Source organism: Paenibacillus sp. Lou8.1, from assembly GCF_024213565.1.
In the GTDB taxonomy this organism is placed as follows: domain Bacteria; phylum Bacillota; class Bacilli; order Paenibacillales; family Paenibacillaceae; genus Paenibacillus; species Paenibacillus polymyxa_B.
On record NZ_JANAVN010000015.1, the window covers coordinates 44,863 to 59,926 of the forward strand.

The following is a 15,064-nucleotide window of genomic DNA, read 5'->3' on the forward strand; positions in this document are numbered from 1 at the left end:
TATTTTCAGACTATTCGGTTTGCTTGTGCCAGCGTTGTGCGTGGGAATGAGACTTGCTCTGCTTTGTCTTTTGTTCCATTTTCAGCACACTTCGCATAAAAAACCATCCTAGCACTGGCATCAATGCCAGTCCAATCAACAACCAGATCATCGCCGTGGGAGCCTTGCTGATACTTAGGACACCCAAGAAAATGAGTGTTCCGGTCAATCGGCCTACCATTAAGCATAGTTCGCGTAGTACAACCAGTTCCACTCTCTGATTGGCGTCTCCTTTACTCGTACCCATTAAATCAAAGCTGGCAGAAATCATGGGAATTAAATACAAGGGCATAAATAAAGCGGTGCCGATCCCCATAATCAGTAATGTACTATACTCCATACGCCACAATAACGGTAAAAGCGCGATCACCAACAACACGGCACCCAACAGCATACCCGCCGAACGATAGTGTGGCTTGAGCCATTTTCCGACAGCCCAAAAGCTGAAAAATGAAACCGCCGATGTAATAAGTGAAAACTGCGCCAGCTTCCATTCCTGTTGAGTAGCTACATACACGAGCAGCGTAATCAGGAAGGCAAATACCCCTTCACGGATGCCCTGGGCAACAAGCGATAACGACAACGGACGCCACATACTCCCTTTTTGTGACAATCGCTGCTTGGGCTCCTTCCAATTGTAATTTCCTGTCGGCTTGCGCTTGCGAAGAAAGAAACTAAGCACCACTCCTACGACATAAAAAGCCAAGGAAATACTGAATATCACGCGGTAACCTGCGTCATCCTCCATACGGGCAATAATCCAACCGGACAGCCAAGGTCCCACTATACCGGAAAACGAGCCTAGCAGACCCACCCATCCGTTAAAATGATCACGACTTGCCTGATCCGTGACTTCGAAAAAAATCACATTAAACGCCAGCCAGAATAAACCTAATGCTGCACCCAGCAACATCCCGAGCGGCCATATGTAGTTCACAGCCTGCGGTCCCGTATATAACACGATCAGATAAAATAGGCCGGATAATGCGGTCCCCACGCGCAGGGCATTCATTTTATTATGTTCCTTGACCCACTTTCCAGCCACCCAGACCATAATTCCCAGGGCAATTTGTTGACTGACATTAAACCAGCCGATCATCGCATAATCCTGCCTGCTTTTCCACAAATACACGTTAAGAAATGTGCCTGACAATGCTGCTGCAAACACAAACAATCCATTCAAGCTTAATAGCAGAATGGATTGTCCGTTCAGGTTTGATTTCAATGCAGTTCCCCCTAACCGAAAAATCACCAATCAGCTTATTTCAAGCTAGCTTGTTCAAAGATTTCTTCGATTTAAGATGCCCGTATTGAGCTTGGGCCTATCCGGGGGATTGCTATTTAATTGTTGGAAATACCGCTGAGCTTCTCCAGCATCCGCAGTCGGTCATTCTCTGATAGTGTCTGCTGGACATGGAAGCAGCTAGGACACACATAAACATTCAAGACGAACGGCAAATCCAGAACAGGCTTACCAAGCGCTGGGGACATCGACGGTTCAAAACCTTCTCTGGTTACGGTTTGCGAACCCGCATGCAGCATGTACTCTCCACATTGAGAACATTCAAGAACCTCATCTTGTCTGTCGAGTATTTGTTCAGCACCTTGTTCATAAGCCATCAGATCCGCACCGCTTTCTTCGAATTTTTGCAAAGTATGCAGTACAGGCAACTTATGAAGCTCATTATCCTGCAACAACGGTGCATCAACCGGTTTTTCAACTACGATTTCATCCTCTGCCTCATATAAAATATCCTGCTCCTCATCATCACCGAGCTGAATACTCAATGTCCGATAACCCTTCAGGTCTTCTGTTCCATGAGAGTGGGGCGCCGGGGTTACAGAAGCCACATGATCATGTTTCGTCTCTTCATATCCATGCTCACCGGCATGTCTATGCACAGGTGGAGAAACAGACTCATCTTCATCATCGGTGATGTCAGAGTACCCTTTCAGATCATTATGGCAATAAGGACACTCTTCCTCAGGTCCTAATTCTTCATCCCAAATAATTTCCATGTTACACCATGGACAAATAGTCATTTCCAAGCTTTATCATCCTTCCGTTCCAAGCGTATACCAAGCTCTAGTATACAAGATGTGTCAAGTTACACTGGCACCGATCACATAAGATAAAGATATGGAAATAATCATGGAGAACAAGCCGACAGCACGATTATCCTCTTTAATCTGTTGATCGATAGAAAATACCGGTGTTAGAAACTCAAAAAGAAAGTACGCCGCAAGTAGCAGTAAAAAGCCAACGAACGACCAAATCATCGTATCATACACACTAGATTTGGCTTCCATTGCAAAGCGGAGCACGTTGCAAATACCGAACATTTTCCCTCCCGTAGCCATGGCTACCGAAACATTGCCGCGCTTGATCTCTTCCCAGCATTTATAGCGGGTTACCAGCTCAAAACACGACAAAAATACAATTAGCTCCAGCACCGCCACCGAGAAATAACCCAGCATCATCCCCAACGGATGTGACAGCAATTCATCAATCGCCATCTTCACTTCGTCCCTCCCGTTCTACCAAGCGTTCCCGGGCAAAGCCGGCAACCCATAGCTATTCCAATTCAGCAACTGTTACGCCTGTGCCGCCTTCATTGTAATTACCGATACGGTAGCTTTTCACATGTTTATGCTTGCGGAGGTACTCCTGAATACCGGTTCTCAGGACACCCGTACCTTTGCCATGAATAATGTGTACCTGTCCCAGATTGGCCAGAAACGCTTCATCCATGAAGCGGTCCACTTCCATCAAGGCTTCCTCCACGTTCGCCCCCCGAAGATCAAGTTCACTTCGTACGTTATCATCCCGTGTCCGCTTAACGCCAGTCACTGGTTTTTGAACTCTTGGAGTCGTTGTTTGTGCAGGTTGCAGTAGTTCCAGATCATCCAGACTGACCTTCATCTTCATGATCCCCAGTTGAACCACAGCTTCCTTGGTACCGGACAGTTCAACCACGTGGCCTTTTTTATTCAGACTGTGAACGGATACTTCATCGCCAGCCATGATAGAACGAGTACGTGTAGCGGCCGGGCGTTTGACGGTACTTTTCTTGCGTTGCTTCGGTTCAGCCTCATCCAATTCTCTGCGAGCTGCAATCAGCTTATGCTCCTTAACCGAGGCCCCTTCTTCCTGAGCCAATTTACGCAAATCAGTAATGATTTTCTCTGCTTCACTACGAGCCTTATCCACGAGAACTCTTGCTTCGTCCTCAGCTTTTTCCAGCATACGATCCCGTTGGGACTCCAACTTATCCAACTCCGTCTGATGACGGCTACGCAATGCTTCCATTTCCTTACGCAGCTGCTCCGCTTTTTCCCGTTCTTGCTCAGCTGTTAAACGGTTCTGCTCCAGTGACGCGATCATGTGCTCGACGCGCTGGTCTTCTTCCGTTACCTCACCACGGGCATAGTCTAAAATACGCCCTGGCAATCCCAATCGCTCGGCAATAGCAAATGCATTACTTCGTCCGGGGACACCGACGAGAAGGCGGTAAGTCGGGCTTAATGTAGCGACATCAAACTCCATGCTTGCATTAATAATTCCTTTACGCTCATAGGCATACGCCTTCAATTCACTATAGTGAGTCGTGGCAACCATACGGCAACCCATGGCATGTATATGCTCCAAAATGGATACAGCTAGAGCCGAACCTTCCGCGGGGTCCGTTCCTGCCCCCACTTCGTCAAGCAATACAAGACTTTTGGGCGTCATATTTTTCAGGATGCTAATGATATTGGTCATGTGACTGGAAAATGTACTCAAGTTTTGCTCAATGCTCTGCTCGTCACCAATATCGGCATAGATTGCATCAAATACACACAGCTGGCTTTCATCCTCAACAGGTACAAACAGTCCAGACATCGCCATCAAACTAAGTAGGCCGATGGTTTTCAGGGTAACGGTTTTCCCCCCTGTGTTCGGTCCGGTAACGATAATGGAGGTGTATGAATTGCCTAACTCCACATCAATGGGAACAACCTGCTCCAACGGAATTAGGGGATGTCTGCCCTTTTTCAGCTTCAAGTACCCGCGGTCATTCATTAAAGGTAAGGTTGCCTTCATTTCACGGGCGAGACGCGCTTTTGCAAAAATAAAATCAAGATTACCCAATATGTCCACATCATACAACAACAAATCTGCTTGTTCTGCGACAAGTGCGGTCAGCTTCTGTAAAATGACTTCAATTTCACGCTCTTCTCTCAGCCTTGTTTCCCTCAGCTTATTGTTCATGGCTACAATGGATTCAGGCTCGATAAACAATGTTGCGCCAGACCCGGATTGATCATGAACAATTCCGCCAAAATAAGAACGGTATTCGGCCTTAACTGGGATCACAAACCGATCTCCACGAATCGTTATCAACTGATCTTGAAGCATTTTGGATACAGTTGAGGAACGAATCATGGAATCCAGCTTTTCACGAATACGCACTTCTCCCGAGCGCAGCTCCCGACGGATTTGAGAAAGCTCTGTGCTGGCAGAATCCAGCACCTCTGCATTTTCATCAATACAGCCTTTAATGGAGTTTTCTAAACCTCTCTGCTCCGAAAGCTGCTCGCTCCAATACAGCAATGTTTCGACAGGATTTTCCTCATGCAAACTTGCCACGTATACCTGTATACGGCGTGCGGCCTGAACTGTTGTCCGAATGCCAAGCAACTCCTGCGGGCTTAACGTTCCGCCAATACGGGCACGCTTCACTGCCGGAGTGATATCCACTACTCCGTTAAATGAAGGCACTCCTTTGAGTCGATCAGCAGCATAGGCCTCATCCGTACCTTTCAGCATTTTCTTGATATGCTCCAAATCATCGCTGGGCTGTAGTCGAAGGGCTGTTTGTTGTCCCGTTGCCGTTTGGGCATAGTGACTTAGTTTATTTAGAATTTTTTGATATTCAAGGGTTTTAAAAATTTTAGAGTCCAACTTCACTACTCCTTTCACATATATCTATATTATACCGAAAGCAGCAAACTTACGCTATTTGCCAACTCCTTTTTACACATAAGAAAGTTCTTCATGCCACACACTAACCTTTGTCTAACCCTGTAAATTCAAAAAACAAAGGAGGTTATTCCGTGAGCATTCTCGGGCACATTGTACGTTTCATCGTTGCCGCTCTGGTGCTGATGGTCGTAAGCTGGATCGTTCCCGGATTTAGTGTAGGCGGCTTTTGGAGCGCGCTGATTCTTGCCATTGTCATCGCCTTGGTTGGTTACATTATCGAGGCAGTGTTCGGCCGACGCGTTTCTCCATTTGGACGCGGTATCGTAGGTTTTCTTGTGAGCGCTCTGGTGATCTGGATCGCTCAATATGTGGTGACCAATGTCAGTGTTTCCGTTCTGGGCGCATTGCTCGCTGCGTTGGTTATCGGGATTATCGACCTGTTTATTCCGGTATCGACACCGTTTGAAGCAGGTCGCAAAGACGGGAAATAACTTCAATAGAACTCCCGACAAAGCTGTCCCGAAGCAGATTTCGTCTGCCAAAGGACAGCTTTGTGTCATATAACCTCTGAGTGGATACAAAAGCAAACAATCCCCGGCGATGAGCAGCCGGGGATTGCCTTACATTTTTAATCCGTATCTACTGATCCTGTTCGATAAGTTCAATCCATTCATTGTACTCCGTTTGAAGTTTAGTGTATTCTTCCTGTAATTGACGTAATTCTGTAGAAATCTTCTCCGTATTTTCCCGATCTACGTCCTGTTGTACTTGTAACAGACGAAGCTGATGCGCCGCCATTTCATATTTTTGACCCACTTCGTCCAATTCAGACTGCAAGGCCATTCGTTCCTGCTCTATGGACTGCTGTTCAGCTTTCGCTGTTTTGGCAGCTTCAACCGCCAAACGAGTCTCCTCCTGAAGCTGTTCCTTTTGTTCAACGGTTACCGCTATTTCTCGTTCCCAAGATGCAAATTCTTCCTTACGGGCAGCATCTTCAGCTTCCAGACGTTCCGCTTCTGCCTTCAACTGATCGTATTTAAGTTGCCACTCTAGAGATTCTTCCTCAGCACGTTCCAGTTTACTCCGCCGTTCGTGATCTTCCTGTTGAAGCTGCTTAATATTCTGCTCCAGCTGTCCAGCTCGGCTCTTCATGCTTCCATATTGCTCCTGAAGCGATTGATATGCCTTAGCTCCCTCTTGCTCTCGGACTTTGGCTTTCTCAAGCTCATCCTGAACGCGAATCAGCTCAGGTGAAAGCTCCTTGATTCTCGCTTCGAGTTGAACTAGCCGTTGCTGTTGTGAAGCAAATTTATCATTAATAGCTTCGAGCTCAGCCTCTGCGTGCTGTAATTGCTCCTGTATCGCTTCCTTCTGTTCACGTGCTTCCAGCAGGGAGAGCTCCAGCTCATCAACTGCCAACTGGCGTTCTTCTGCGAGTTTCTTCCATGACTTCTCGCTTTCAGCTAGCGTAGCCAGCTCACTTTGCAGTTTGCGAGAAGATACGTGAGCTTGCTCCAGCAGCTTCTGCATCCGCCGCTGTTCTTCCTCCAGCTTAGCCGTCTGCTGCTGCGTAGCCTTGGCTTCAGCCGCTAATTGATCATATCGGCTTTGCAGTTCTTCACGCGCAAGCGTATCTGCCTGCTCTCGCTCTATCGCAGCCTGTCGCTGTGTTTCCAGCACAGACTCCAGCTCGGACTGTTGTTGCTTCAGTACTCTTGCTTGTTCTTGAGCCTCTCCCAGACGAGAAACAAGCTCTGTACTGCCTGCTTGTACTTGTTCTAATTGTTCCTGAAGCTCCTCAACCCGAATCTCCTGCTCCAGTGCAGCTTCATCAGCTCGCTTCTGCGCTTCCTGATGCTGGAGCTTTTCTTCATTCAACGCCAATTCAGCCTGTTTACGTTCCTGCTCCAGCTGCTCATTCAGCCCTGAGCACTTGGTCTGCCATTCGCTTACCTTCTTACTATGCTCTTGCTGCAAAGCAGATCGCAGCTTGTCCAGTTCTATACGCTTTTGCTCCTGATGAGTCTTCTCTGCAGCTGACAGCTTGGCTTCAGCCTGTTTAGTCGCTTCAGCTACTTCCTTCTTCATCTGCTCTTCTATTTGCCGGATACGGGCATTAGCCGCCTCCTGCTGCTCTTTCAGCTTGCGAGAAGCTTCTTGACGAGACTCCTCCAATTCACGTTTAGCTTGTTTTTGTCCATTTTCAAGTTCAGTCGCTTTTTTCTCCTGCTGTTCCAGCTTTGCCTTCAATTGGGCAATCTCTTTGGCTGATACAGATTCGGTTTCCATCAGCTTCTTCTGCGTTGCTTCCTTTTCTTCCTTTAGTTGAATAAAAGATTGATGCAGATCTGTATTTTTTTGCTGCTGTTCCCCTAGAGCCGTCTGGAGTTGCGCCAGATCTCCCCGGAGCTCTGCTCGTTCCGCTGCTAAGCGGTTCATATGACTCTGAATTTCCTGGATTTGTACAGCTTCTTCTGCCATATGAACCGCAGCCAGCACGGCAATTCGGGGCATATCCAGACGCGAATGAGCTTGAGAAATGCTGTGCATACGCTCATCCACGTAATTGGCAACCTGCTTCATATAATCGGTATTGCTGCCGACGAGTTTATAAGAAGTACCGTAGATCTCTACAGTGACGCGAGTACGATCTGGTGTAGTCACAATTATGCCCTCCTTCAATACTACTGTATGTTGATTCTAAGGTGTGTCCGGTACTATGGTAACCCGCCTTCCGTGAAGCGTCCAACCTTATTAGTCCGGCTTCCCCGCAGCGGGTAAATATCAGAGTAAGAGAGCTTCTATGATGATAGGCCAAAAAGCCGTATCGAACCTCTGTCACTAAGATTCGATACGGCTTCCCGCATTTCCTGCTACTTTCTCAATTCCGCTCCAAAAGTTTGTTCCAGAGACGTAACGACAGGAGTATGCGCCGCATTGATCTCTTCATCCGTCAACGTATGTTCCCAATGACGATAGGTCAGAGAGATAGCTACGCTCTTCTTATCTTCACCAAGCTTACTGCCTGTAAATACATCAAACACTCGTGCATCCTGCAACAGCTCTCCGCCTGCAGCGTGAATAACACGAAGCAGTTCACCTGCCTCAACGTCTTTATTCACCACGAGGGCAATGTCACGTTCCACGGATGGGAAGCGAGCCAGCTCTCTGAACTGAATATGAGGGTTTGCATGTTCTACGACCTGTTGCAACGCAATTTCCGCTACATACGTATCATTCAGCCCATAAGATTGTTGAAGCTCCGGATGAATCTGCCCAATGGTACCGATCCGTTGAGAGTTTCCATTCACATCCAGCCATACCGAAGCAGAACGGCCCGGATGGTAGCTTTGTGGTTGGTCAGCCACATAACGAATGCTGGCACTCAATCCGAAATAGTCAAACACCGTTTCAAGCGCGCCTTTAATATCAAAGAAATCAACCTTTTCAGCACCAATATTCCATTGTTTTTCACGGCGTACCCCAGTCAGCAATAGACTAAGCACTTGAATTTCCTGCGGCTGACGGGTTAATGTTTGTTCCTCTGTATAAAATACAGTTCCCATTTCAAAAATCGCCAGATTGTCTTGCTTGCGATTCATGTTGTACACCGCTGTATCCAGCATCTGTGGAATGATACTCGTACGCAAAACACTACGATCTTCGCTCATAGGCATAGCCAAACGTACCGGATGGCTACCTTCTGTCAGGGCATTAAATAACCCCGTACTTTGCGGATGTACAAAAGAGTAGCTGATCGTCTCCTGCCAACCACCATGAGCCAGCAATCTGCGCAGGGAGCGGCGCAATGATTGCGATGCTGTCAAAGCTCCCGGAGTTGTAGGACCTTCAATCGGCGTGGTCGGGATATTGTCGTAACCATACAGACGAGCTACCTCTTCGATTAAGTCCACGTCAATGGTAATATCTCCACGGCGTGTAGGAACTTGAACTTCCAGTACACCTTGCTCTGCGTCGCCACATCCGAAATGAAGTCTACCGAAAATCGTTTTCACCTCAAGCAGCGACAGTTCGGTTCCCAAATATCGGTTTATTTTATCTAGCGACAGCTTGATAATGCGGTTTTCAGCTTTTGCAGACGCTGATTCTACGATGCCCTGGTGTACAGTGCCTCCCGCATAACGCTGAATCAGCGCAGCTGCACGATTCACAGCAGGCACAACAGCGCCTGGATCAACCTCTTTTTCAAAACGCAGACTTGCTTCTGAACGCAGTCCAAGTTGACGGGATGTTTTGCGAACTGTACCGCCGTCAAACTTGGCAGATTCCAGCGCAATGCTGACCGTCGCATCCGTAACCTCGGAATTGGCTCCACCCATCACGCCTGCCAATGCAATGGGTTTCACACCGTCTGTAATCAGCAGCATATGCGGCTCCAACTTACGTTCCTGATCGTCAAGTGTAATCAATGTTTCGCCTGCACGAGCGAGTCGAACTTCAATATTTCCATTTTCCAGCTTATCCGCATCAAAAGCATGCAACGGCTGACCGTATTCCAGCATAACGTAGTTCGTAATATCTACGATGTTGTTGATCGGACGAACACCTGCCGCCATCAGACGGTTTTGAATCCATAACGGGGAAGCCCCCACTTTTACACCTGTGATATAACGGGCCGCATAGTGCGTACACAGTTCAGGAGTATCTACCTTCACAGACAGATGATCTGCCGCTGCATCGCTAATTTCAACCAAATCCTTAGCCGGGTCAGCCAGCGAAATGTCACGTCCCAGAATCGCACTCACTTCATATGCTGCTCCGTGCATGCTCAGGCAATCCGAACGGTTGGGTGTCAGATCAAAATCCAGCACCTGATCATCCAGCGCCAGCAGCTTCGTAATTGGCATACCAATTTCAGCATCCTCAGGCAGCACCAAAATACCTTCTTGCAATTCCTTTGGAAGCAGCTTGTCATTCATGCCCAGTTCTTTGGCCGAGCAGATCATGCCCATGGATACAACACCACGTAGCTTGGCCTTTTTAATGTGGAAATCTCCCGGCAACTTTGCACCTACAACTGCAACAGGAACCTTTTGACCTGCATCCACGTTTTTAGCACCACACACGATTTGCAGATCTTCCTCTTGACCTGCATCGACAATACATACATTCAGCTTATCAGCATCTGGATGCTTTTCCTTGCTTTTAACATAGCCGACAACGACACCAGTAATTCCTTGATTGCGCTGCTCGACTTCATCAATTTCTATGCCCGAACGGGTGATTTTCTCTGCTAGATCCTCCGCGCTTACCTGATCCAGCGATACATAATCGGACAGCCACTCGAATGATACTTTCATATGGGTTCACTTCCCTTGATATAGTTGTTTATTGACGCGCAAACTGTTTCAGGAACGACAGGTCACTGTTATAAAAATGGCGAATATCGTCGATACCGTATTTCAATATAGCAATCCGCTCTACACCCATACCGAATGCAAAGCCGCTGTACACCTCGGGATCAAAACCGCCCATCTCCAACACTTTCGGATGGACCATGCCACAGCCTAAAATTTCAATCCATACACGCTCGCCATTTTTCTTCACAAAAGTCACGTCTACTTCAGCGCTCGGCTCTGTGAACGGAAAGAAGCTTGGGCGCAAACGAATTTCGGTCGATTCTCCGAACATTTCGCGTGCAAATTGAAGTAAGGTTCCTTTCAAATCACTCATACGAATGTCTTTTCCAATGACAAGCCCTTCAATTTGGTGGAATTGAAAAGAATGCGTTGCATCGTCATCATCACGTCGGAAAACCGTACCTGGACAGATAACCTTAATAGGCGTTTCGCCCTTCATCGCTTCCATTGCACGAATCTGAACCGGTGACGTATGGGTACGCATCAACAGATCCTCGGTCAGGTAAAATGAATCCTGCATATCCCGTGCTGGGTGATTTTTAGGCAGGTTCAATGCTTCGAAGTTATAATAATCCGTCTCTGCCTGTGGACCTTCAGCCACTCGATAGCCCATACCTGTAAAAATATCCTCGATTTGCTCAATTACTTTGTTGAGCGGGTGCAGTCCACCTTGCGGCAACGCGCGTCCAGGCAGCGTAACGTCGATCTTTTCCGCTTGCAAACGCTCATTTGTTTCTGCTTTCGTGAACTCGTCCTGCTTACGGTTAACGACTTCTTCAATCGCCTCGCGCACCTCATTGGCTACCTGTCCAACAACTGGACGCTCTTCCGCGCTCAGCTTGCCCATACCGCGCAAGATTTCAGTCAATGCGCCCTTTTTCCCCGAATATTTGACCCGTAAATCAGCCAGCTCCTTGGGTGTTGCCACCTTCTCCAATACTTCCAGTGCTTCTTCCTTCAAGGCCAGCAAATGTTCCTTCATTTGGATGGTTTCGCTCATCGCCTGTTCAGTCCCCTTTCTTCATTTCCAGCTTTTCAGACAACAAAAAAAGGTCTTTTCTCCCGGTAAGGGACGAAAAGACCGTGGTACCACCCTCGTTAGACAATAAGCTCAGCTCACCCAGCATTCTGCCTTACGGCAACTAGTTACAGGTGATTTTCATGCTATGCATCATCGTCTCGCTCTACACGTTGTAACGGTCGTGAACCGGTATCCCCTACTGCACATTCGCCATTCACATGGCGTCTGAGGTTCAAGGAACTGCTCCGGAGCGAACTTCAACAGCCCAGTATTTGCAGAAACGCTCTCAATCCTACGGCGCTTCCTCCCTGTTCAATCGGACACTGTCTACTCTTCTCCATCAAGACATTTTCAAAAATTCGAACTATTGTTCATTATTATATGCAAACTACCGCGCTTTGGCAAGCAGGGCATACGTTTCATTTCTTTAGATATCGAGATCATCCAACCGCTCCAGATTTGCACGAATGCGCCTGATTTCGCTCAACAACTTCTCGTTTTCGTCATTCGTGCCCGTCATTCCCATCAACTCTGTAAGACGCAATTGTAATCGAAGCCGTTCCTCACGCCGCTCCTGGTCTTCTGGCTCCCGTTGACGGCTCCGCTCATCTTCTTGCTTTTCGTCAGCTGTCCCCTCATAGATTTCATATCCGCCCCCCGGCTTCATATCCAGTAACCGAGTTGCCGTGCACCTCACCAGCTCCCGATCATGTGAGACGAGCACCAGTGCTCCATCATAGTTACGTAAAGAATCCTCTACAATTTCACGGGTTTCAATGTCAAAATAATTCGTGGGTTCATCCAGCACCAGCAGATTGGCTCCACTAAAGTACAGACGCAGAAAAGCTACCCTGCATTTTTCTCCCATACTGAGTGTCCCGATCCTTTTAAATACGTCTTCTTTCGCAAAAAGAAAGCAGCCCAATACCGTTCTCGCTTCTGTTTGAGTCATCGTCGGGAGTGCAAGCAGACTGTCCAGCAACGTTTGATCCTCCGGAAGCTGCTCCAGCTCCTGTGAAAAATATCCGATGTTCAACTGTGGGTTGGTTGTGATTTTTCCTGTCTGCGGCTCCAGTTGACCTGTTAATAACCGAAGCAGCGTGGTTTTACCAATTCCATTGGGCCCCCGAACAGCCAGACGGTCTCCACGTGCAACGATCAGATTTAGATTTTTCACAATGCTACGGTCGTCGTAGCTAAAGTCAACCTGCTCAGCACGCAGCAAATATTTTGCCTGAAACCCGCTGTCACTTAATTTCATGTGCAAAGACGCAGCCTCACGCGGTTGCTCTACTCTATTGGCTTCCAGTCGCTCCAGTTCCTTCTCCTTCGCATGGTAACGGGAAATATTTTTTTTAGCCTTGGCCTTATAAAAGCTCTGCGTAACGGCCATCTCAACCTTGGATGCGCCACGATGCGCCTGATGAAACCATTCCCTGTAATTTCGAATCGTTTCCTCCAGCGCCTGTTTCGCCAGCTCCTGCTTCCGATAGTTGGCTTCCTGCTCTCGCAGTTCTCGCTCCTTTTGCGCTTTATATTCCTTATAGCCGCCTTTATAGCGCCCAATACCTGTCGATGTGAGCTCAACTATACTCGTAGCCACCCGATCCAAAAAGGCTCTGTCATGCGATACAAACAGCAGTGTTCCTGGATACGTGGACAGCCACTGCTCCAGCCAAAGCAAGCTTTCGGCATCCAAATGGTTGGTCGGCTCATCCAGCACCAGTAGCTTCGGCTGCCTGACCATGAGTCCGGCTAATCGCACTCTCGTCTTCTGTCCGCCACTCAGGTCACCATAAGCAATGGACCACGTCTGGACAGGCATTCCCATTCGAGTGAGCGCCTTTTCCACCTCAGACTCCCAGGCAAAGCCTTGCAGGCGTTCGTATTCATCCATCAGCTCGCCGTAACGCTCCAGATGATTCTCCATCTCCTTCCCAGCATCGGCTAGGTCAGCTTCCAGCTGTCCCAACGCTTGCTTGAGAAGCCAATGCCGAGGGCTGGCCTGCTGTGCGGCCTCCAGTGCGGTTCGAGACCAATCCACCGTATCCTGCTGCTTCAGCCAGCCCCGCTCTTCCAGTGGCAAATCATGCTCTACTTGACCAGAGGTTGGCGCTTCATCTCCCAGTAATATTCGCAATAGCGTCGTCTTACCTGCTCCATTTCTTCCAAACAGTGCGAGCCGTTCTCCTTCCATCACATCCAACGACACATTCTCAAATAAAGATGTCCCGTTCCAATCCTTTACTACATTGCGAATACGCAAAATCGTTCTCATACCGATCATCCTTTCCCAGTCCGGTTTTTTGACCCCGGAAGCAATAAAAAAAGCCGCAGAAGGCTGCGGCTTGCATACAAGGAATATAGAATGACTGTTATGAATCGTCTCAGAACATACGCTTATGAAAAATAATACCGTAAACGAATAAGCCAAATCCCGTTCCGGAATAAACGCATACGTCCCTACATTCATTTTCAGACACACTTCTCCCGTTGCAGCTTACAGCCGCCTGCCAGTAACTGTGCAGTTAAGTGGGAAAATCAGTGTGCTTACTTCATCGGACGTATGGTTACCTTCCTTTTCATGGGATACTTACTTGCAGTCAGTATAGCAGATCACAATGCATTTGCAAATAACCCGCGTTATTTTCCAAATACCAAAGTTGTATTGGACGAACCTGCATATTTCGTTACAAACTCTTTCGTATATTCAGGAGTCTGAACCTGATAGCTATAGTTTTTGCTTGGATTCCAGCTGGTTACACGCGATTTTTGGTTGTTGATGGCGGGAAAACTCCCCACATCTTTAAACTCGCCATTGGCTTTATCATCAAGAATACCTCCCTTTTCACTACCTTTTCCAAAGTAGTTGTACTCAGAATAGATTCTTGCATTCGTAGCAATGGTGTAAGCAAGCTGGAAATTATTAATATAATTATTTTTAACATGGAAATATCCATATCTCATAAGCCCTGGGCCACGTACAAGTAAGTTTTCAAAGTAATTATTGGCAATCGTGATATGGGGCATGCCATCATAATTTTTATTGCCATCATCAGGGTATCCCAAAATGAGACCATATTTATGATTAGCAAATTTGGAGTTACTAATGGTTACATAATCAGCCGATTGGCCTATGTACAAAAGTTTGTCCAGATCCGAGCCATTCGCATTATAACTGTGACCTGCAAATGTAATATGATCAATCCAATAATTTGTACCTGCAGTGAGATAAAGTTGGATGTCATCGTTACCGTTAATGTTGGCACTGTGCTCAAAAGTTAAATTTTGAAAGATCACATTTCCCGAATTATTTGTTGTTTTCAAATGAATGTTAACCAGCTTGTGTTGCGCGTAAGAACCAATGAGTGATTTGTTGGAACCAATGTTAACCACGGTTTTAGAGGAGGCAGAGATATTTTTTTCGATTACCAGAATTTTAGGAGTTGAATCCCCTAACTGGTTTTTCAAATCGTTTAGATTATTGATATAAATGACCTGACCGCCTTTTCCCCCCGTTGTGGCAGGCTTTGTAGCTCCATTTTCACTTTTAGCCTGTCCGGCAAAACCAGTCATTCCATTCGTCGACGTATTTGGAAAATCAGCAGCGGCGAACGTAGAACTTGCTGAAAAAGTAAACAGCATCAAAGTTAATGC

General features: G+C 47.2%; 10 protein-coding genes. 1 reads left to right on the forward strand and 9 read right to left on the reverse strand.

The features are described from left to right. Nucleotides 1-10: 10 nt before the first annotated feature. The 4 genes from NLX78_RS20315 to NLX78_RS20330 form a co-directional block, all read right to left on the reverse strand. On the reverse strand, nt 11-1,264 hold the full coding sequence (locus NLX78_RS20315) for an MFS transporter (protein ID WP_061829135.1): 1,254 nt from the start codon (nt 1,262-1,264) through the stop codon (nt 11-13). 116 nt (nt 1,265-1,380) lie between these two features. Beyond that, nucleotides 1,381-2,088, reverse strand: coding sequence for a hypothetical protein (locus NLX78_RS20320; RefSeq protein ID WP_254351385.1), 708 nt, complete (start codon nt 2,086-2,088; stop codon nt 1,381-1,383). 54 nt (nt 2,089-2,142) lie between these two features. Then, entirely contained in the window at nt 2,143-2,556 is a 414-nt protein-coding gene (locus tag NLX78_RS20325) for a DUF350 domain-containing protein (RefSeq protein ID WP_013309402.1), read from the reverse strand. A gap of 58 nt (nt 2,557-2,614) precedes the next feature. Beyond that, complete coding sequence (locus NLX78_RS20330; RefSeq protein ID WP_254351386.1) at nt 2,615-4,984, reverse strand: endonuclease MutS2; 2,370 nt, start codon at nt 4,982-4,984, stop codon at nt 2,615-2,617. Between the two features lie 152 nt (nt 4,985-5,136). Between NLX78_RS20330 and NLX78_RS20335 the strand changes: the two genes are divergently transcribed. Next, nucleotides 5,137-5,496, forward strand: a complete 360-nt coding sequence (locus NLX78_RS20335) for a phage holin family protein (protein ID WP_023987773.1) — start codon at nt 5,137-5,139, stop codon at nt 5,494-5,496. A gap of 148 nt (nt 5,497-5,644) precedes the next feature. Here NLX78_RS20335 and NLX78_RS20340 read toward each other — a convergent pair whose 3' ends face one another. The 5 genes from NLX78_RS20340 to NLX78_RS20360 all read right to left on the reverse strand — a co-directional run bounded on the left by NLX78_RS20340 (nt 5,645) and on the right by NLX78_RS20360 (nt 15,052). Beyond that, entirely contained in the window at nt 5,645-7,669 is a 2,025-nt protein-coding gene (locus tag NLX78_RS20340; protein ID WP_254351387.1) for a cell division protein ZapA, read from the reverse strand. A gap of 209 nt (nt 7,670-7,878) precedes the next feature. Further along, complete coding sequence (gene pheT, locus NLX78_RS20345) at nt 7,879-10,326, reverse strand: phenylalanine--tRNA ligase subunit beta (RefSeq protein ID WP_254351388.1); 2,448 nt, start codon at nt 10,324-10,326, stop codon at nt 7,879-7,881. Between the two features lie 28 nt (nt 10,327-10,354). Next, on the reverse strand, nt 10,355-11,386 hold the full coding sequence (pheS, locus tag NLX78_RS20350) for a phenylalanine--tRNA ligase subunit alpha (protein WP_269321413.1): 1,032 nt from the start codon (nt 11,384-11,386) through the stop codon (nt 10,355-10,357). Nucleotides 11,387-11,834: 448 nt separating this feature from the next. Further along, entirely contained in the window at nt 11,835-13,685 is a 1,851-nt protein-coding gene (gene abc-f / locus NLX78_RS20355; RefSeq protein ID WP_254351430.1) for a ribosomal protection-like ABC-F family protein, read from the reverse strand. A 365-nt stretch (nt 13,686-14,050) separates the two neighbouring features. Continuing rightward, entirely contained in the window at nt 14,051-15,052 is a 1,002-nt protein-coding gene (locus tag NLX78_RS20360; protein WP_254351431.1) for a polysaccharide lyase family 1 protein, read from the reverse strand. Between the last annotated feature and the right edge of the window lie 12 nt (nt 15,053-15,064).